We start from the raw sequence: 17,712 nt of genomic DNA on the forward strand, positions 1-17,712 counted from the left end.
ATTGCGTTTTTAATAATGATCACAAGTTACAACCTAGTAAGGAGTTAAGATGAATATAGGTTATTTTACAAATATGAGCTACCAAGACACAAATAATAATATTGTGCCTTATGTTGGCGGAGTTATAGTGTTGCCATTTTTAGAGCCGTTAAATGTTGCTATGATTAGCACACCAAAAGAGCAAAAGGCTAAAAATCCAAACTCGCCTGATTTTATAGTTGCAGCCATAAAACCAAAAGGATACGAGGGGTTAAGGCAGATTGTTGGTGCATTATGGAATAAAACTTCACAAAGTGGTAAGAGCTATATTTCAGGTTACATTGAAAGTCCAGTTTTTGCAAATGGTAAAATTTTTATCACACTATTTGAGGGTGGCGAAAATTCAAAAGTTTTATATAACGTTGTTTATAGCCAGCCACGAACAGATAAAAATACCACTTCGCAAGAGCAAATGTCAAGTCAAACAACAGATAGTGATTATTCACAAGATGAAATACCATTTTAAAGGATTATTATGCAAACACAACTTTACCCAGAAGATTTAATCCGCCCAAAAGAGGCGATGGCTATACTAAGATGCAACGTAAGCACTCTTTGGCAATATGTTAAAAAAGGTTATTTTACAAAATACGCACCAACAACACGTAATGTATTTTATTCTCGCAGTGAAATTTTACGTTTTATTCAATTTGGACCAGCAAAGGTGGTAAAAACAGATGAGTAGTCCAGAGCGTGAGAAACAAGCCAAAGCCCTAAACGAATTGGCTAAATTTTGTGATAAACAAGAACAAGCTAAAAGGGTAAGCAAAAACGAGCTTAAAGACGTTGCTATTATTTCTCTTGCGTTTAGTATGTTAAAAAGCGATATTTGCGATAAATTTTTTATCAATAAAGCCACGACGGATAAGATTGATTTTATCCGTCAAAGTTGTGATGATATTTTAAAATTTTATCGAAACGATAAGAGCACTATAAAAAGAGTATGCCTTTTACTTGACGCACTAGACCATAAAATGAAAGCAAATAAAACAGAAGTTACCACAACAGCCACGCAGTGTGCTTTAACAATACTTTATTTTACGTTAGCACCAAACGAGCGAAAACAAAAACCGCTAAATCCAAACCTAGCCGCCTTTTGGTTGCAGATAAAAGATAGTGTGCTAGATGTTTTATACACGGCAACGGATAAGGCAAAAAGGTATGAGGATTATGCAGTTGATAGCGATATTTTAGCTCAGTTTGTAAAAGATAATATCTAATTTGTATTTAAAGGATAAAAAATGAAGTCACGGACAACACGAACAATGCGTTATTTTAACGCACTTAAAAAAGAATTTGATAGTGTAGATGATAACACTATTGATGAGTTAAGAGAAGAGATAGAAAATCAGAAAATAAGGCATTTTGACTTTGCTACTTTTTCTAAAAGTGGCGAGTTTTATACTTGCGATTTGCCAAGTATAAAATTTACAAAACAAGATGAAAATTATCTAGTTTCTCAAGAAGAATATGCGTATGATAGCTTTCGTGGCTATTTAGCATATCCGCTCAAAAACGGCAAATATTGGATTGTGAGCTTTGAAGAATAAAAGTAGAAAGGCAAAAAAATGATTAATGGATTTATATTTATTGGAGTTATACTTGCATTATTTGCATTTGCCATACTTGCACCCATAATAAGAAATAACTGGGTTTTAGGGTATGAAGCAGAATCTATCACTCAACCTTTTTTAATGATAGCTATCTTTTCTATTCTTACTTTCTTTATATATTATTTAGAAAGCAAAGACAAAGTAGTCAGAGAATATTGCCAAAGAGAATATAAATCTGAAATTTGCTCGGCTATAAAATATTCACATACTTTTAATTCGGACGTGCTTTCATTTTCTCAAATTATAGAAATGGATATAAAAAACGATGAATTCAAAGAAAAAAATATGATGGCTGCCGAGAATGCGAGAGCAGAAAGAAAAAAAGAGATGCAAGAGTTAGAAAATAAAGTAAAAGCAATGAAAGTAGAGTAGAAAGGATAAAAAACAATGGCAACTTTAAATAATAAATTCAATATAGGCGAAATAGTCATCACAAAGGAGTTTTTCAAAAATGAACGCTGTAAAAATACTATTAGCTTTGCCGAAGTAATAGCTATAAAACTAAAATCTGATAATGAAATATCTTATGAAGTGGAGTTTGTAGGATATAAATCTTGTTTTGGTCTTAGCAAATTTGAAATTAGCGAAGATAATATTTACAAAATTGATGAGTTTGATAAAGCACTTGATGATTTGAAAGCAGAGCTAAAAAGACAACTAAAAATTTTTGCCGATAAGAGAATCTCGCTATGTGATAAAGAAATTGTAATTCAATTTTTCACAAATAAAGAAAGTCTTAGAGCAGAATCAATAAATGACATAAAAACCATAGATGAAGCATTTGCAAAAGCAAAAGAGTGTGAATTTTTTGATAATCTTAGAATATATGATTTTAGCGAAATGATATACGAAGTAACGAAAAGTCGTTATAGTAGTAATTATATACTTTGGCATTTTACTGATGAATATAACAAAAAAATCTTCAAAACCTTAAATGAAGCGTTAGAGTATAGTAAAAAAGAGATATTTGAGGTAGAAAAAGGGGAATAGATGGTTGATGGATTATATCTGCTTTGATAAGTCATCTAGATAGTCCGCCCACCATTGCATAAGTTGCCTCATCTCTTTTAGATTACTAGCCCTATTATATGCACTTCTTACTTTGTCCCTATCTTTATGAGCTAGGCAGCGCTCAATAATATCAGCACTTATTTTATGCTCGTTTCTTAGCTCATTTGCTGCTGTTGAGAACATTGCACGAAATCCGTGTGACACTAGCTCATCTTTTGTGTATCCAAGCCGCCTAAGTGCTGCATTCATTGTATTTTCGCTCATAGGTCGCAGTGGAGTAAGTCCAGCAAATAGATAATTGTGTGTGCTAAATTTTTTATACTCATCTAAAAGCGTGATAACTTGTGTTGATAGTGGCAGCATAAACGCCTCTTTCATTTTCATTTTTTGTGCTGGCACTTGCCAAATGCCATTTTTTAAGTCAAACTCATCCCAACTTGCGTGGCGTATGTTAAAAGGACGCATTGCTGTATAAATGGCTAGTTTTAGAGCGGTTTTAGTTTTGATATCGCCACTATATGTTTTTACAAGGTCAAGTAAAATTTTAATCTCTTTTGGGCTGGTTAGAGTAGGGAAGTGCTTCTCTTTTTTGGCTTTAAATGTATATTTGAAATTTATATCAGCGGTTATATTATGTGGTGCGAGTTGATATGATACAGCGTATTTATAGGTTTGTGAAAGTAGCATAAACACACGCTTTATTGTTTCAATCGTCCCTGCACGTTCTATTATTTTTAGAGTATCAATGATTTGCACCGCAGTTATCTTATCCATAGCCATATCGCCAAGATATGGGAAAATATGTTTATTTGCTATTAAAATTTGCTTTTTAAGATATGACGGCTCAATTGATGCACTTTTAATATCAAGCCATTTTAATATTACCTCTTTTAAAGTGTTTTTACTAGCCTTTTTTGATATGAGCGGATCTTCGCCGTTTTGTATTTGTCTTATAAGCTCTGTGCGTTTAGTCCTTGCGTAAGCTAGCGTAGTATCTGGATAATATCCTATGGCAAGACGCCTAGTTTTATTTGTTATTGGACTTTTATACTCAAACGCAAAATGTTTTTTACCATCAGGGTGGATAAAAAGATATAAGCTACCACCATCAGAAATTTTATAAATTTTATCTTTTGCCTTTAAAGTGCGTATTTTAGCGTCGCTTAGAGGCGTATTTATTTTTGGCATTCATTATCCTTTTTTTTAACGGACTTTACTTTTTAAGACTTTATCTTATCCGCCAAAAAGTCCGTAAAATTTTTAAAAAACGAGATAAATTTAAACAAAATTACTCAAAACAAATCATAACAAAGATACGCTTAAAACAGCGATAAACACGATAAAAACTAAAACAAAAAAGAATAAATAAAAAGTAGATAAAATGTATAAATGGTGGAGTTAAGCGGGATCGAACCGCCGACCTCTTGAATGCCATTCAAGCGCTCTCCCAGCTGAGCTATAACCCCAAAAGATTTCGTATTTTACACAAAAAATTCTTACAAAATTTTGAAATTTTATAAATTTTATTCAAAATCAAATAAATTTTTAAGCAAAAATCAGATAAAATTGCAAACTTCAATGCGGGAATAGCTCAGGGGTAGAGCACAACCTTGCCAAGGTTGGGGTCGCGAGTTCGAATCTCGTTTCCCGCTCCATAATTTGCCCAGGTGGTGGAATGGTAGACACAAGGGACTTAAAATCCCTCGGATTTTTTTCCGTGCCGGTTCAAGTCCGGCTCTGGGCACCACGTCTAAAAGCTAGGGCGACATGGCCAAGTGGTAAGGCAGAAGCCTGCAAAGCTTTTACCCCCGGTTCGAATCCGGGTGTCGCCTCCAAATAACTTGAAAGGTAGTTATGAAATTTTTATCTTTTATTTTTGTTTGTTTGATGTTTTTTGGGTGTTCAAACACTTGGCACGGTGTCAAGGAAGATGCTCACGAGATGAAAGAATGGACAAAAGAGAAGATAAACGATGGAGCAACTTATGTCAAGGACAAGACGGAGTAATTAGCAAATTTTAAGAAAAATTTGCTATAATCAAAAATCTTTTTTTTCGGGAGATGGCTGAGCGGTCGAAAGCGGCGGTCTTGAAAACCGTTGAGGTGTGAAAGCCTCCTGGGGTTCGAATCCCTATCTCCCGGCCACGATTACTTTAAAATCTAAAAAATTCAAGTAAAACTTTTATATATTTGCAATTTTTAGCTCTTTTTAAAAAATTCTAAACGATCATAAAATCCAGAAAAATAAAACTAAAAAGAGTTAAATAGTGGCAAAGATATAAATGCGATTATAGGTAATAATGAAAAATATATCTATAAAATTTATTCGATACATACATTAAACAATAAGTAAAACTTATATTGCTAAAATTTCAAAACAACACCAAAACTATATCTTACCAAATTTTGGCAACAGGGATATAAAAACCATAAAATACACCGATCTTTTTGTTGTTTTAAACGCTATTTTTAATCCAAACAATCCACGCACGAGCCGTTTAGAGACAGTTCATCGCTTTATTAACGATATTGATAAGGTCTTTGATTTAGCCCAACGTGATGAGTATATTTCATATAATCCAGCCAAACAACTACATAGTGCATTTCCCACCGCAAGTCGTTTTACGCTTGATAAATTTGTAGATAACAGACTTCCAGCCTTAACCGATAAAGAAAAAATCAAAGAATTTATTATAGATTTAAAGTGTGATAACAGGCTTGATTTGCAAATCAAAAGAGCAATTTGTCTGCAAATTTTATGCGTCAATCGCCCAATAAATACCGCCAAAGCAAAGTAGGCTGATATTGATTTGACTACTCAAATTTGGACTATCAAGGCAAACGAGATGAAAACAAAGTCCGAACACCTAGTAGCCCTAAATTCCTATGTTTTAGATATCTTAAAAGAGCAAAAGCTGTTTAGTAAATTCGCAAATGGCTTTGTATTTCCAGCTATAAATCAAGATGGACATTTGTGCAGAGATAGCATAAGCAAAGCTATACGAAATTTAGGTAGCAAGAATAAATATAGCGGCATTGCCACATCTTACGGCTTTCGTGCCACTTTTCGCACGATATGCTCACAAAATAAAGCCGAGCTTTTAAATTTAGGCATAAGCGAAGAAACGATAGAAAGTGTTTTGGCTCACAAAGAACTAAATGCAGTCAAACGCTCATATGAAAGGGACAAAACTACAACAAGCCAAAAAGCAAAACTAATGCAGTGGTATGGCGATTATTTAAATGCTATTGAGCCGTTATTTTAAACTACAAAAATTTTATAAACTTAGTATCGCTGAATTTATAAAATTTGTTTAAGTATTATATTTTATGTCATAAAATTGATTTATTTAATTTTTTAAATATTTTATAAAGTGTATTTGTATTGCAAATTTATAAATTTTAGCTCCGCTTTTTATTTATAAAATTTTTCAGCTGTTATTATATTAATAAGCATACAAGATACGCAATACTTGATTTAAAAGTATTGATAAAATGGGCAAAATCACTAAAATTACAAATTTTAACATAAGATGAGAGTAGGTTTGTTTTTTTAATTTTAAATATGACATAAAACGCTGGTGCAGTATGCTATATTAAAAAGCAAAAAATAGCTAAATGTTGTGAGAATGGGAATGCAAATTATAAAAAGATAATAGTAAAAAATATATTAAAAAGAAAGGCGTTGATAATTTAAATGGTATAGCAGTTGGTTTAATGCTGGTATATTTTTAAGAGTATGTTTTTAAAGTTTTTAAGATAAAGTTAAACATAATGTGTTTTTATCAAAACAGTTACAAAATAATTTAAAATATAATAAATTTAAGAAATAATAATTAATATAAAAACAGAGTAGAAAATGGACAAGATTTAGCTTGGTATCAATTAAAATGTGTATCAAAAAACTTAAAAAGCTGGATTGGGGGGAGTGATGTTATTCGCTTACATTTTTTAATAACATACAAAATGATGACTCTTGTAAAAGAACAAATAATTTAACCGATGATGATATTAAATTGATAATAAGTGAAGATATTAATTCTGTCATAAAGCAAATTGAGTATTTGCAATTCTTTGAAAATAAAGAAAAAAAGAGTTAGTTGATAAATTTAAGATCTCCATGAAGCTATATTGTTAGTTTTTAAGAATAACAAATTAACAATCAAGTTAAAATATGGACATATACATATAATGTATGTTTAAAGTTAATGTGATAACCTGTTGGGACAATGATACTAGAAGCTTGACTTTTTGTATAATTAACATAAGGATATATAATGCCAAAATATGCGATAGATAGTTTAACCGGTAATGAATTAAGTATTGACGAATGGTTGCTGACTAAGCACGATAGAGGCAATCCATTATGTAAGGTAAAGACGTGCCAAAGAGTGATGACTATAGTAGGGGAGCATAGTGTAAATAGAGCTACGCATTTTAGACATCCTGCTCATACTGATTGCCCATTAGTGCTAGTAAATGCTACTGCATATACCCAGCTACAAGGCGTACTTGTAGATATAGAGTATGCTAAGATAATTAAAAGGTTGTTTTTGGAAAATCTGCATAGGGTGTTTCAAAAATGCAAATATTTAATACCGAATTTAAGCTTCAAGGAATTTGATGAAATCGTTGGATTTGCAAACAATTTAAATATATGGGGATATGTGGATATTAATATTGAATATATACCATATGTTCTTTGCACTTGCAGAGATGTATTTCAAAAAAATCCACCATACAGGGAGTATCCATTTCACTTTGTTTTTGCTAATGTCCAAAGAGTTGATGAATTATGGATAAATGCGAGTCATAATACAAATATCATATATAGAGTGCATAGAGATACGCAAGATGTTGATATTATAGATATTAAGCTAGATTTGTTTAATTATGAAAATAGTTCTAAATTAACAAGATATTACTATGAATCAATATCTAATATGCTTCGGCAATAGGCATCATATTATGTATATAATTCAACTTTAAGTAGTGCTTGAATGTGTTTGAAAATGAGAGTAGAAGATTTATTTTATATTAGCGTTCTTATTTTGAATGTAAGATGTTCTAATACTTAATGTGCTTATGTATTATTTTTAAAAATTTTAATCCAAAAATGCCGAATTATTGGCATTTATTCTCAATTTCTTTAAAAAATCATCTCACGCTTAGGTTAAAGAGTGCGTTTAGGAGTGAGTTTGCGCTTTGGTTTGTGATTTTTTGCAAAAACTGCTCAAATTTTGGCGTCTCTTGCCAAACTGGCTCACTCACACCACTTAAAATTTCAAGTTCTTTTTTGGCGTCAAAATATCCGCCAAGTCTATCAACAAGCCCCAATTTAACGGCATCAGAAGCCAAAAACACCCTAGCATTTGCCCACTCATCACGCCTTTTAATATCAAGCCCCCTTGCAGCTGCCACATCAGAGCTAAACAGCTCATAAGATTTATTGACAAGCCCTTGCAAACTCGCCCGCTCAGTCTCGCTCCACTCTCTCATAAACGTCCCAGCCTCTTTAAACTCCCCAGCCTTGACGCTCTGCTCTTTTACGCCGATTTTTTGGGCTAGTTCGCCGATATTTGGGACTTGCATTATCACGCCGATTGAGCCGATAAATGCACCCGGATTTGCGATGATTTTATCAGCACTCACGCCAGCATAGTAGCTGCCACTTGTCATATTGCCGCCTGCATACGCCACGACTTTTTTGGTCTTTGCAAGGCTTTTAACCTGCATAAAAAGCTCCACGCTAGGGCTTAAAGCACCGCCTGGGCTGTCAATGTATAAAAGCACACCTTTGATATTTTTATCATTTTTAGCGTTTTCTAACGCCAAAATCACCTCGTTTGCGTCAAAAATCGCACCTTTTATGTCAATTTGAGCCAAATTTGGCGTCTTTATCTCGCTGTTTGGGCTAAAAAGTAAAAACAGCACGAGTAAGAAAATTAACGCCTTAAAATAGTTGTTTATAAAGCGAAAAATCGCCAAAATCGGCGAAAAAAGTCCCTTTAAAATTTGCAAATTTTGCCTCCTATGTAAAGTTGTTTCACGCTTTTTGTGTGGAGTAAAAGCTGTGTTAAAAGCTCGTTTTTATCGCAATTTAAAGCGGATATTACCATAATATCGGCATTTTTGCCAACGCCAATCTCGCCACTATCAAGCCCTAACGCCCTAGCACCGCCAAGTGTGGCTGCACTAAATAAAATTTTACAAAGCTCGTGCAGGTTGATATTTTGATGAGTAAAAATGGCGTTTCTTAGCTCATCAAACATATTTAGGCTCAAATTTGAGCTAAGCCCGTCCGTGCCGATATTTAAAGCCACTTTTTGCCTTAAAATTTCAGCCAAATTTAGGGCTTTATCACCTAAAAGTCTGTTTGAGCTTGGGCAGTGAGTCACGCTGTGATTTGGCTTAAAATCGCTAAAATCGCTAACCCAAACGCAGTGCGTAAAAAGCGTGTCTAGTCCGCTAAAAAGCCCTAAAAATTCGCTTGGGCTAAATTGTGGTTTTGGCTCTTTGATGAAATTTTCTAAATGCGTCCTAAACGCCCCAGAGCCGTTTTCTAGCCACTCTTTTTCGTGTTTGCTCTCTAAAAAGTGAGTTGAGATTAAAAGGTTATTTTCTTTTGCAAAATTTATGGCTTTTTTAGCTAAATCTTTGTGGATTGAGTAGGGCGAGTGGATTGAGATTGCGGACTTAAAACGGCTATTTTCGCACCTTTTGCTCTCATTAAATCGCTTTAAAAAGGCGTTAAAATTTTGCTCAATAAAATCAGGATTTGAGCCTAAAATTTCATTAAAATGCACCACTCTAAGTGGCGAGGCGGATAAAATTTTCGTATCTGCCCCAAAGCTTGAAACTGCCCCAACCACAGCCGTTCCGCCTTTTAGCATTGATAAAATCGCCCTTTTTTGCACCAAATCGGTGCATTTTTGTGCTAGAAATTTTGAGTTTTTTATCACTGAGCCAAGCCAAGTGATAAAATCGCCATAACTTAGGGTTGATTTGTTTGCGCTAAATTCTAAATGAACGTGCGAATTTACAAAGGCTGGTGCGATTATGGCGTTTTTTAGCTCTAAAATTTTGGCGTTTTTAAAGCTATTTTTTAGGATGTTAAAATCATCAACGGCTACGATTTTTTCATTAAATGCGATAGCTTTATCATCTAAAATTTCAAGATTTTTGCCATAAATTATATGTTTTGCTTTTAAAATTTTCATCTTTTACCCCTAAAAAATGGCTTATTGTAGCAAAAATTTAGAAATAAAAATGTATAATTTTGAGAAAATTTTAACAAAAGGCAAATATATGCAAAAAAAATTCAAAATAATGGTAATTCAAGGACCAAATTTAAATATGCTTGGCGTGAGAGAGCCAAATCTTTATGGCTCAATGAAGCTTGAAGATATTCACGCTCAAATGAAGGTTGTAGCCGACCAATACGGCGCTGAGATTGAGTTTTTTCAAAGCAATTTTGAGGGCGAAATAGTAGATAAAATTCAAGAGTGTCTAGGCGATTCTGATGGCATTATCATAAATCCAGCTGCGTATTCTCACACATCAGTTGCGATTAGAGATGCGATTTCAGCGGTTGGTTTGCCTACGATTGAGGTGCATATTAGCAACGTCTATCGTAGAGAAGAATTTCGCCAAAAAAGCCTAATCTCAGCCGTAGCAAATGGCGTAATCGTGGGCTTTGGACCAGTTGGCTACCACCTAGCGATGATTGGTATGCTACAAATTTTTGATCAAATTAAAGCTGTTTTAGCCTCACAACAAAACGCACAATGAAAAATTATATCCTAAGGGGTGAAAACGCCGTATTTTTTGAGTGCGGTTACAGCTGTGATAATGAAATTTTCATCTGCCTTGATGGTGTGAAATTTTTCATCACCGACGCAAGATACGCAACAGAAGCAAAAGAGCTGATAAACGCCGATGTGAGCGTGATTTGCTCAAATAATTTAATCAAAGACGCAAGGGCGATTTTAAGGCGATTTGCCCCAAAAATCGTAGTCTTTGACCCAAATGATTTTAGTGTTTCAGCATTTAATGCGCTAACTTACCGCCTTAGGATACATTTTTTAGCAAAGCCCGATTTTTCAAAGCAAAAACGCATTATTAAAAGCCAAAGTGAGCTTGAAATTTTAAAGCAAGCGGCTAAATTTGGAGCTAGTTGCTTTGATGAATTTGCCGATTTTTTACGCAAAAATGGCGAGGGCAAGAGCGAGAAAGAGTTGCACTTTTATGCAACGCAAATTTTTAAACAAAAAAATGCACTTAATCTTAGTTTTGAGCCGATTTTAGCGATAAATGAGAACGCTGCAAAGGCACACGCTCTGCCTAGCGATAAAATTTTACGTTATGGGGATTTAGTGCTTCTTGATGCTGGGGTTAAGTTTAAAAGATACTGCTCTGATCGCACTAGAACTGCGTGTTTTGATGAGAATTTTAGCTTTGATAAAACCCAAAATTTCAAAGATAAAAAACAGCAAGAAATTTATAATATCGTCCTAAACGCGCAAAAAGCGGCAATAAATGCCGTAAAAATCGGCGTAAAGGCAAAGGATATTGATAATGCTGCAAGGGAGGTGATCGCTAAGAGCGGTTATGGCGAGTTTTTCATCCACTCCACTGGGCACGGCGTTGGCGTGGATATTCACGAGCTACCAAATATCAATCAAAAAAGCGAGGTCGTGCTAGAAAAAGGTATGGTTTTTAGCGTGGAGCCGGGCATTTATCTGCCAAATGAGCTTGGCGTTAGGATTGAAGATGTCGTGGTCGTGGGCGAAAATGGGGCAGAAATTTTATGAGAGCTAATGGCGTAAAAAGGCTTGTTCGCTTGAAATTTTATCCACGATTTTTTGGCTTTAAAGAGCATTTTAAAAATACCGCAATAATCGGCATTGGTGGGAATTTAGGCGATACGAAAAAGCGGTTTGATAAATTTATAAGAGTGCTTAAAAATGATAGGCGTTTTAGCGTGGCTGAAACATCGCCTGTCATTGAAAATAGGGCGTTTGGCTACACAAAACAGCCTGATTTTTTAAACGCTGTTATAAATTTACAAACAAGCCTAAGTGCGGTAAAATTGCTTAAAATTTTGCAACACTACGAGTTTAGATTTGGGCGAAAAAGAAGCTTTAAAAACGCTCCAAGGACGCTTGATTTAGACATTTTGTATTTTAGTAAAAAGGTGCGAAAAAGCGAGATTTTAAACGTCCCGCACTTAGGCGTAAATGAGCGTTTTAGCGTGATTGTCCCGCTTGGACTTATGAGATTTTAAAGGGGTTAGTTAATGGCAGCAGGTAAGATGCGTTCGGTTACTGGTGAAAGCACCGTTGAGGCGTTAAAAAAGGCACGTGAAATTTACGGCGATAGTGCAATTGTGATTACAACAAAGCAAATTCAGCCTCAAACGATAAACAAAAAGCCTATTTTTGAGGTCGTTGTAAGCGTTGATGAGCCTAACGACACCGCTTCTAAGCCAAATCCAAAAGTGCTAAATTATGATAACGCACAGACAAAATTAGACAAACCAGCAAAGCCAAAATTTAGCGTTGAAGAGGTCGCGCAAAAACCTAAAAAGACCGATGAGGACGTATCTTTAAGCATTTCAAATTTAGCAAAAGAGCTAAGCGAAATTGCAAACGTTTCGCAAAAAGATACGCAAAATGACCTGCCACAGCACAACGCAAAAAAGATTGACGAGGTCGCTAAGCAGGTAAATCGCCTTGATGAGAAGCTAAATTTAATCACGGATATGTTTTGGGACGAAAAGGCAGTTAGCAGAAATCACCTTGCAATACCGCCAGAATTTGCAAGTATCTACAAACTCGCACGAAATAGCGGTATGAAAGAGGAGCATTTAGAGGCGATAATGCAGACAACGCTTATGAATATGCCAAGTCAAATGAAGGCAAATCCGACCGCTGTTAAGCGATATTTCTACTCGCTTTTGCGAAATATGCTGCCTTGTAGAAAGGAGCGTGAGAGCAAAAAACAGCGAATAATAATGCTTGTTGGTCCAACTGGCGTTGGCAAAACGACCACACTTGCAAAACTCGCCGCTCGCTTTGCTTACAGCAGTGAAAAACGCTACAACACCGGCATTATCACGCTTGATACGTATCGTATCGGTGCGGTTGAGCAGCTATTTCAATACGCAAAGATGATGAAGCTACCTATTCTTGATGTCATTGAGGTTGATGATTTTAAAAACGCCATAAAAAGGCTAAATCACTGCGACGTGATTTTAATTGACACCACTGGCAATTCGCAATATGACAAAGAAAAACTTGATAAACTTGATAAATTTTTACGCGCAAGCGAGGCTAGTATTGATGTAAATTTAGTCCTTTCGGCTGGGTCAAAGGTTGATGATTTGATTGAAATTTACAACGGATTTTCATTTCTTGACATTGACACATTAATCATCACAAAATTTGATGAAACAAAGGTTTTTGGCAACGTATTTTCACTAATTTACGAAACAAATACGCCAGTAAGCTACTTTTGCGTGGGGCAAGAGGTGCCTGATGATTTGATTGAAGCTAAGCCAGAATTTTTAGTATCTTGCGTGCTTGACGGCTTTAAAAAGGATAATCAGTGATAAATCAAGCACAAAAACTACAAACCCTAGTTTCAAGTCAGACAAAAACGGCTAAAAACACCCATTTTATCGCAGTTACGAGCGGTAAGGGCGGAGTTGGCAAAAGCACGATTAGTGCAAATATCGCAAACGTTTTAGCACTTGATGGCTACAAGGTGGCACTGCTTGATGCCGACATTGGACTTGCGAATTTAGATGTGATTTTAAACGTAAAAATGGGCAAAAATCTACTTCACGTCCTAAAAGGCGAGTGCGGTTTAAAAGAAATTTTAATCCCAGTTAAGAAAAATCTAATCTTAATACCTGGCGAGAGTGGCGATGAGATTTTAAAATTTAACAATCAATTCTTATACGAGCGATTTTTAAGCGAAGCAAACGAGCTTGATGATATTGATTTTATGATTATTGACACGGGTGCTGGCATTGGCGGTAGCACGCAGATGTTTTTAGAAGCAGCTGATGAGGTAGTGGTCGTTACTATCCCAGACCCAGCGGCGATTACGGACGCTTACGCTGTTATTAAAATTTTATCACGCTTTAAAGAAAATCCGCTTTTGTTATTAAATATGGTAAAAAACGAAGCCGAGGCGGTTAGAATTTATGAGAATATAAAAAGGGTTGCTAACGCAAATATTAAAGCCAATTTAAACCTTGAAATGGTCGGTTTTTTAGAAGCGAGCAAAGAGGTGGCAAAGAGTATAAAGCAACGCACACTTTTTAGCGATGAGGCACCATATAGCACGGCTACGACGCAAATAAAAGATATTACATCAAAAATTTTATATAGATTGGAACGAAAAGTGCTTACAAATAAAAATGACAGCTTTGCTGGATTTTTTAAACGTTTAATTGAGCATTTTTAGGGGTTTTGATGAGAGCTGAGAACTACATAGCATTTTTCACCGTTTGTGGCTTTTTTGTAGGCATTGTTTGGGCATTGGCAAAGGCACACGACCCACTTGATATGTTAGTTTATACAATCCTGATTACATTTTTTTTCTACCTTATCGTGCATATTTTGATTATGAATTACGTTGATGTTAAAAACACCGTTAAGCAGTTTTTTGATAAAGAAAAGCACGAAGAGATCGCTGATTATCTTTTAAGCGAGCTTGCCATTAGAGAAAAACGCATTGAAAATTTAATGGTAAAAAAAGAAGAAGAGATAAAAATAGGCAGGGCGAATGCAAAACGAAAAGCAGCCTAACCCCTATCAAAGCGCCTTAAAAAAGGAGCAAGACGAGGTCGTGCTATCTTTTATGCCAGCACTTAGGGCTATGGCGTATCGTTTAAAAGAGAGATTGCCTTCAAGCGTTGATGTTAATGACTTAATTAGCACTGGCGTTGAGGAGATGATAAAGCTAAGTCGCAGGTATGACAAGGAGCAAAACGACTCATTTTGGGGCTATGCTAAGAAGCGAGTTTATGGGTCTATGCTTGATTTTTTGCGTAGTCTTGATGTTTTAAGCCGTGCAAATAGAAAGCTGGTGCGTGAGATAAATAACGCCATTGATGAGTATTTTAACAAGCACGAAGAGGAGCCAGATGATGAGTATTTGGCTAAAATTTTAAACGAAGATATTGAAAAAATCAAAGATGCAAGAAGTGCCGGAGCCATTGGCTACGTGCTATCTTTTGAGGAGCAAAGCGGGCTTTTTAGCGATGAAAACACACAAGAAAAGGTTGAAAAGGCTGATATTTTAGATAAGGTTGAGAAAATTTTAAACACGCTTGATAAGAGAGATCAGCTAATAATTCAGCTTTATTATTACGAGGAGCTTAATTTAAGCGAGATAAGCGAAATTTTAAAGATAAGCGAGAGCAGAATTTCGCAAATTCACAAACGCGTGATGAATAAACTTAGAGAGAGTTTGGGGGCTTAATGGCTGATATTTTAAGTCAAGAAGAGATTGATGCACTGCTTGAAGTTGTTGATGAGGGTGGCGATGGTGCCGACACTCTCGCACAAGATAACGGCGGCGAACAGCGACAAATTATCATTTATGACTTTAAACGCCCAAACAGGGTTAGTAAAGAGCAGCTTCGTGCGATCAAGGGCATTCACGATAAATTAGCTAGAAATTTAGCCTCTCAAATTTCAAGCGTAATGCGAAGTATCGTTGAAATTAGGCTTCATAGCGTAGATCAGATGACTTATGGCGAGTTTTTAATGAGCCTTCCAAGCCCAACAAGCTTTAACGTTTTTTCAATAAAACCGCTTGATGGCAACTGCATTTTAGAGATAAACCCAAGCATAGCCTTTCCGATGATTGACCGCCTTTTAGGTGGTAATGGCGAAAATTTTGAAACAAGCAGGGAGCTTACTGATATTGAGATAAACCTGCTTGACGCCGTGCTTAGAATGATAATGCAACGCCTAAAAGAGAGCTGGGCAATGATAACTGATATGTATCCAAACGTTGAAGCAAAAGAGAGCAGCGCAAACGTCGTGCAAATTGTTAGCCAAAACGAGATTGTAATAATGGTCGTTATGGAGATTATCGTTGGTAATTCAAGCGGTATGATAAATATCTGCTATCCAGTCATCTACTTAGAGCCGATTTTAAGTCGCCTCGCAAATAGAGACATAATGCTTGGCGAAACATCGGCAAAAAAGAGCCGAAATAAGGAGCTAAAAACGCTTATCGGTAGGGCTGAAATTTTATACGAAGCGATTTTAGGCAAGGCTGTAATTAGCGTTAGCGAATTTTTAGACTTAAAAGAGGGCGATATTTTACGCCTTGACAGGGGCGCTGATGATAAAGCTATCGTTTCAATTGACAAAAAAGAGGTGTTTTTAGCCGAAGTTGGACTTCATAGATTTAGAAAATCAATTAAAATAGAACAACTAATCCGCTCTGATAGAGATGAGATTAAAAATATCCTAGAACGCTACGAAGAGGAGCGAAAAGCCAAACTTCTAGCCTACGAACAAGAAGAGCAAGCACGCGAGGAAGAAGAGTATTATGATGAATGAGTTTTTTAGCATTTTTGTAAATGAGATTAAAGCGACCATTGAGGGGCTAACTGGCAGAAGCCCTGAAATTGGCGAGAGAAACGACTTTGAAGCACAATCTCAAAATGGCATAAAACCGCCAGTTGTAACCGCAAATATCGCCATAAAAGGCGACACACAGAGCAAGGGACTGCTCCTTTGCACGCCGATTTTAGTTAGTGCCATTGGCGAGTGGATGATGGGCGAAGAGGAGATTAGCCACAATGACAAGCTTAGTGCCGATGATTTAGACGCTGCAAAGGAGATTTTCTCAAACCTGCTTGGTGCTTTTAACACCTCGCTTGGCGCACAAAAAACCCTGCCAAAACTTAGTTTTGAAGTCATTGGCGTAAATTTTTTAGATGAAAACGCCGAGCTAAATTTAGCCGATTTTTCAAAACTCTATCTTTTTAACGTAAAGATTGAGGATTTAGATGAGTATGTCGGATTTGTCGTTGATAGCGATTTTGTAGAGCTTTTTGAGCCAAAGCCAAAAGATGAGCCAAAGCAAAGTCCGGTCGCTGATACAAACGCATTTAGTGCCGAGGAGATGCGAAATATCAACCTGATTATGGACGTAAGACTGCCAATTCGTGTGCGTATTGGCTCAAAAAGAATGCTACTTAAAGACGTGCTTTCAATGGATATTGGCTCGGTAATTGAGCTAAATCAACTAGCAAACGACCCGCTTGAAATTTTAATCGGCGATAAGGTTATCGCTTACGGCGAAGTCGTGATTGTTGATGGCAATTTTGGCATACAAATCACGCAAATTGGCTCAAAACGTGAGCGTTTAGAGCAGTTAAAATGACCTTTTTAAGCGAGTTTAATCAATACAAAAATGCCTTAAAATTTGCAAACAAAAGCGTTACATTTTTTGGCTCGGCTAGGTTTGATGATGAGAATTTATACTGCAAAGCGGCTAAAAATTTAGCGTATAGACTTAGCGAAAACGGCTTTGCTGTCATCACTGGCGGCGGGGATGGCATTATGAGAGCAGCAAACGAAGGGGCGTTTGAGAGCGGTAAGAGCCACAGCGTTGCGTTTAATATTCGTTTGCCTTTTGAGCAAAATACAAACCCATTTGCAACGAGCGGATTTTTGTTTTCAAGCTTTACTCCACGAAAATTCGCACTAATTGATAGCTCGGTCGCTTTTGTCGTATTTCCTGGCGGTTTTGGCACACTTGATGAGCTGTTTGAAATTTTAGTTTTAGTCCAAACTGGCATAAAAAATGTCAAAATTTTTCTTTACGGCACTAAATTTTGGGCTGGACTTGATGAGTTTATCAAAACCACGCTAATGTCTGAAAATACGATATCAAAAGGCGATTTAGAGCTTTATAAAATCACAGATGATTTAGATTTTATTGAGCGTGAAATTTTAAATATTTAAAAATTTTCAATATAATCTTTACTAAAAATTTACAAAATAAGGATTTTT

23 protein-coding genes and 5 tRNA genes are annotated in these 17,712 nt (G+C 35.9%); 24 read left to right on the forward strand and 4 right to left on the reverse strand.

The window, feature by feature from the left end; all coding sequences use genetic code 11:
- Positions 1 to 49 precede the first annotated feature (49 nt).
- The 6 genes from NYG85_RS03815 to NYG85_RS03840 are packed head-to-tail and all read left to right on the forward strand — an operon-like array spanning position 50 to position 2,642.
- Positions 50 to 505 carry a DUF736 family protein gene (locus tag NYG85_RS03815; protein WP_284937160.1) on the forward strand — a complete coding sequence of 152 codons (456 nt, stop codon included), beginning with the start codon at positions 50 to 52 and terminating at the stop codon, positions 503 to 505.
- 9 nt (positions 506 to 514) lie between these two features.
- On the forward strand, positions 515 to 724 hold the full coding sequence (locus NYG85_RS03820) for a helix-turn-helix transcriptional regulator (protein ID WP_284937161.1): 210 nt from the start codon (positions 515 to 517) through the stop codon (positions 722 to 724).
- Entirely contained in the window at positions 717 to 1,259 is a 543-nt protein-coding gene (locus NYG85_RS03825; RefSeq protein ID WP_284937162.1) for a hypothetical protein, read from the forward strand. The genes NYG85_RS03820 and NYG85_RS03825 overlap by 8 nt, the downstream gene beginning before the upstream one ends.
- Positions 1,260 to 1,280: 21 nt before the next feature.
- A complete protein-coding gene (locus NYG85_RS03830) occupies positions 1,281 to 1,589 on the forward strand; it encodes a hypothetical protein (protein WP_284937163.1) in 309 nt (102 codons plus the stop codon).
- Between the two features lie 18 nt (positions 1,590 to 1,607).
- Complete coding sequence (locus tag NYG85_RS03835; RefSeq protein ID WP_284937164.1) at positions 1,608 to 2,024, forward strand: hypothetical protein; 417 nt, start codon at positions 1,608 to 1,610, stop codon at positions 2,022 to 2,024.
- Between the two features lie 15 nt (positions 2,025 to 2,039).
- On the forward strand, positions 2,040 to 2,642 hold the full coding sequence (locus tag NYG85_RS03840) for a hypothetical protein (protein ID WP_284937165.1): 603 nt from the start codon (positions 2,040 to 2,042) through the stop codon (positions 2,640 to 2,642).
- A 12-nt stretch (positions 2,643 to 2,654) separates the two neighbouring features.
- Here the strand turns inward: NYG85_RS03840 and NYG85_RS03845 are convergent, their stop codons facing one another.
- Positions 2,655 to 3,851 (reverse strand): tyrosine-type recombinase/integrase, encoded by a 1,197-nt coding sequence (locus tag NYG85_RS03845; protein WP_284937166.1) that lies wholly within the window; start codon positions 3,849 to 3,851, stop codon positions 2,655 to 2,657.
- Between NYG85_RS03845 and NYG85_RS03850 the strand changes: the two genes are divergently transcribed.
- Positions 3,845 to 3,997, forward strand: coding sequence for a hypothetical protein (locus NYG85_RS03850; protein ID WP_284937167.1), 153 nt, complete (start codon positions 3,845 to 3,847; stop codon positions 3,995 to 3,997). The genes NYG85_RS03845 and NYG85_RS03850 overlap by 7 nt on opposite strands.
- A gap of 56 nt (positions 3,998 to 4,053) precedes the next feature.
- Here NYG85_RS03850 and NYG85_RS03855 read toward each other — a convergent pair.
- Positions 4,054 to 4,129: transfer RNA gene (locus NYG85_RS03855), tRNA-Ala, on the reverse strand.
- Between the two features lie 114 nt (positions 4,130 to 4,243).
- Here NYG85_RS03855 and NYG85_RS03860 point away from each other — a divergent pair.
- From NYG85_RS03860 to NYG85_RS03885, 7 genes are all read left to right on the forward strand, one after another.
- A tRNA-Gly gene (locus NYG85_RS03860) sits at positions 4,244 to 4,318 on the forward strand.
- A gap of 6 nt (positions 4,319 to 4,324) precedes the next feature.
- Positions 4,325 to 4,410, forward strand: a tRNA-Leu gene (locus NYG85_RS03865).
- Between the two features lie 14 nt (positions 4,411 to 4,424).
- Positions 4,425 to 4,498 (forward strand) — tRNA-Cys (locus NYG85_RS03870).
- 219 nt (positions 4,499 to 4,717) lie between these two features.
- Positions 4,718 to 4,807, forward strand: a tRNA-Ser gene (locus tag NYG85_RS03875).
- A 215-nt stretch (positions 4,808 to 5,022) separates the two neighbouring features.
- The gene (locus NYG85_RS12135; RefSeq protein ID WP_432264843.1) at positions 5,023 to 5,460 is read left to right on the forward strand and encodes a phage integrase central domain-containing protein; all 438 of its coding nucleotides are present in this window, start codon (positions 5,023 to 5,025) and stop codon (positions 5,458 to 5,460) included.
- Positions 5,461 to 5,472: 12 nt separating this feature from the next.
- Entirely contained in the window at positions 5,473 to 5,928 is a 456-nt protein-coding gene (locus NYG85_RS03880; protein WP_284937168.1) for a tyrosine-type recombinase/integrase, read from the forward strand.
- Between the two features lie 1,011 nt (positions 5,929 to 6,939).
- The gene (locus tag NYG85_RS03885; RefSeq protein WP_284937170.1) at positions 6,940 to 7,620 is read left to right on the forward strand and encodes a hypothetical protein; all 681 of its coding nucleotides are present in this window, start codon (positions 6,940 to 6,942) and stop codon (positions 7,618 to 7,620) included.
- 199 nt (positions 7,621 to 7,819) lie between these two features.
- Here the strand turns inward: NYG85_RS03885 and sppA are convergent, their stop codons facing one another.
- Positions 7,820 to 8,683: a signal peptide peptidase SppA gene (sppA, locus tag NYG85_RS03890; protein WP_284937171.1), complete on the reverse strand. Its 864-nt coding sequence runs from the start codon at positions 8,681 to 8,683 to the stop codon at positions 7,820 to 7,822.
- Positions 8,671 to 9,882: an aminofutalosine deaminase family hydrolase gene (mqnF, locus tag NYG85_RS03895; protein ID WP_284937172.1), complete on the reverse strand. Its 1,212-nt coding sequence runs from the start codon at positions 9,880 to 9,882 to the stop codon at positions 8,671 to 8,673. Before mqnF ends, sppA begins: the two co-directional genes overlap by 13 nt.
- 88 nt (positions 9,883 to 9,970) lie before the next feature.
- On the opposite strand from mqnF, the gene aroQ reads away from it, so the two are divergent.
- From aroQ to NYG85_RS03945, 10 genes are read left to right on the forward strand one after another with little or no spacing between them, the layout of a single operon-like run.
- Positions 9,971 to 10,453, forward strand: coding sequence for a type II 3-dehydroquinate dehydratase (aroQ, locus tag NYG85_RS03900; protein ID WP_284937173.1), 483 nt, complete (start codon positions 9,971 to 9,973; stop codon positions 10,451 to 10,453).
- Complete coding sequence (locus NYG85_RS03905; protein ID WP_284937174.1) at positions 10,450 to 11,475, forward strand: M24 family metallopeptidase; 1,026 nt, start codon at positions 10,450 to 10,452, stop codon at positions 11,473 to 11,475. Before aroQ ends, NYG85_RS03905 begins: the two co-directional genes overlap by 4 nt.
- Entirely contained in the window at positions 11,472 to 11,948 is a 477-nt protein-coding gene (gene folK, locus NYG85_RS03910; protein WP_284937175.1) for a 2-amino-4-hydroxy-6-hydroxymethyldihydropteridine diphosphokinase, read from the forward strand. Before NYG85_RS03905 ends, folK begins: the two co-directional genes overlap by 4 nt.
- A 12-nt stretch (positions 11,949 to 11,960) precedes the next feature.
- Complete coding sequence (flhF, locus tag NYG85_RS03915; RefSeq protein ID WP_284937176.1) at positions 11,961 to 13,274, forward strand: flagellar biosynthesis GTPase FlhF; 1,314 nt, start codon at positions 11,961 to 11,963, stop codon at positions 13,272 to 13,274.
- Complete coding sequence (locus tag NYG85_RS03920; RefSeq protein WP_284937177.1) at positions 13,271 to 14,137, forward strand: P-loop NTPase; 867 nt, start codon at positions 13,271 to 13,273, stop codon at positions 14,135 to 14,137. Before flhF ends, NYG85_RS03920 begins: the two co-directional genes overlap by 4 nt.
- An 8-nt stretch (positions 14,138 to 14,145) precedes the next feature.
- Positions 14,146 to 14,481, forward strand: a complete 336-nt coding sequence (locus NYG85_RS03925; protein ID WP_284937178.1) for a hypothetical protein — start codon at positions 14,146 to 14,148, stop codon at positions 14,479 to 14,481.
- The gene (locus NYG85_RS03930) at positions 14,459 to 15,157 is read left to right on the forward strand and encodes an RNA polymerase sigma factor FliA (protein WP_284937179.1); all 699 of its coding nucleotides are present in this window, start codon (positions 14,459 to 14,461) and stop codon (positions 15,155 to 15,157) included. Before NYG85_RS03925 ends, NYG85_RS03930 begins: the two co-directional genes overlap by 23 nt.
- Positions 15,157 to 16,251, forward strand: a complete 1,095-nt coding sequence (fliM, locus tag NYG85_RS03935; RefSeq protein WP_284937180.1) for a flagellar motor switch protein FliM — start codon at positions 15,157 to 15,159, stop codon at positions 16,249 to 16,251. The genes NYG85_RS03930 and fliM overlap by 1 nt, the downstream gene beginning before the upstream one ends.
- The gene (gene fliY / locus NYG85_RS03940) at positions 16,241 to 17,080 is read left to right on the forward strand and encodes a flagellar motor switch protein FliY (protein ID WP_284937181.1); all 840 of its coding nucleotides are present in this window, start codon (positions 16,241 to 16,243) and stop codon (positions 17,078 to 17,080) included. The genes fliM and fliY overlap by 11 nt, the downstream gene beginning before the upstream one ends.
- The gene (locus tag NYG85_RS03945; protein WP_284937182.1) at positions 17,077 to 17,664 is read left to right on the forward strand and encodes an LOG family protein; all 588 of its coding nucleotides are present in this window, start codon (positions 17,077 to 17,079) and stop codon (positions 17,662 to 17,664) included. Before fliY ends, NYG85_RS03945 begins: the two co-directional genes overlap by 4 nt.
- Positions 17,665 to 17,712 lie beyond the last annotated feature (48 nt).

This window comes from Campylobacter gastrosuis, from assembly GCF_030249845.1.
In the GTDB taxonomy this organism is placed as follows: Bacteria; Campylobacterota; Campylobacteria; order Campylobacterales; family Campylobacteraceae; genus Campylobacter_A; species Campylobacter_A gastrosuis.

Bases quoted from the DNA above. Each gene is read 5' to 3' on its own strand.
- NYG85_RS03815 (WP_284937160.1), top strand. From the start codon at position 50: ATGAATATAGGTTATTTTACAAATATGAGCTACCAAGACACAAATAAT.
- NYG85_RS03820 (WP_284937161.1), top strand. From the start codon at position 515: ATGCAAACACAACTTTACCCAGAAGATTTAATCCGCCCAAAAGAGGCG.
- NYG85_RS03825 (WP_284937162.1), top strand. From the start codon at position 717: ATGAGTAGTCCAGAGCGTGAGAAACAAGCCAAAGCCCTAAACGAATTG.
- NYG85_RS03830 (WP_284937163.1), top strand. From the start codon at position 1,281: ATGAAGTCACGGACAACACGAACAATGCGTTATTTTAACGCACTTAAA.
- NYG85_RS03835 (WP_284937164.1), top strand. From the start codon at position 1,608: ATGATTAATGGATTTATATTTATTGGAGTTATACTTGCATTATTTGCA.
- NYG85_RS03840 (WP_284937165.1), top strand. From the start codon at position 2,040: ATGGCAACTTTAAATAATAAATTCAATATAGGCGAAATAGTCATCACA.
- NYG85_RS03845 (WP_284937166.1), bottom strand. From the start codon at position 3,851: ATGCCAAAAATAAATACGCCTCTAAGCGACGCTAAAATACGCACTTTA.
- NYG85_RS03885 (WP_284937170.1), top strand. From the start codon at position 6,940: ATGCCAAAATATGCGATAGATAGTTTAACCGGTAATGAATTAAGTATT.
- mqnF (WP_284937172.1), bottom strand. From the start codon at position 9,882: ATGAAAATTTTAAAAGCAAAACATATAATTTATGGCAAAAATCTTGAA.
- aroQ (WP_284937173.1), top strand. From the start codon at position 9,971: ATGCAAAAAAAATTCAAAATAATGGTAATTCAAGGACCAAATTTAAAT.
- NYG85_RS03905 (WP_284937174.1), top strand. From the start codon at position 10,450: ATGAAAAATTATATCCTAAGGGGTGAAAACGCCGTATTTTTTGAGTGC.
- folK (WP_284937175.1), top strand. From the start codon at position 11,472: ATGAGAGCTAATGGCGTAAAAAGGCTTGTTCGCTTGAAATTTTATCCA.
- flhF (WP_284937176.1), top strand. From the start codon at position 11,961: ATGGCAGCAGGTAAGATGCGTTCGGTTACTGGTGAAAGCACCGTTGAG.
- NYG85_RS03925 (WP_284937178.1), top strand. From the start codon at position 14,146: ATGAGAGCTGAGAACTACATAGCATTTTTCACCGTTTGTGGCTTTTTT.
- NYG85_RS03930 (WP_284937179.1), top strand. From the start codon at position 14,459: ATGCAAAACGAAAAGCAGCCTAACCCCTATCAAAGCGCCTTAAAAAAG.
- fliM (WP_284937180.1), top strand. From the start codon at position 15,157: ATGGCTGATATTTTAAGTCAAGAAGAGATTGATGCACTGCTTGAAGTT.
- fliY (WP_284937181.1), top strand. From the start codon at position 16,241: ATGATGAATGAGTTTTTTAGCATTTTTGTAAATGAGATTAAAGCGACC.
- NYG85_RS03945 (WP_284937182.1), top strand. From the start codon at position 17,077: ATGACCTTTTTAAGCGAGTTTAATCAATACAAAAATGCCTTAAAATTT.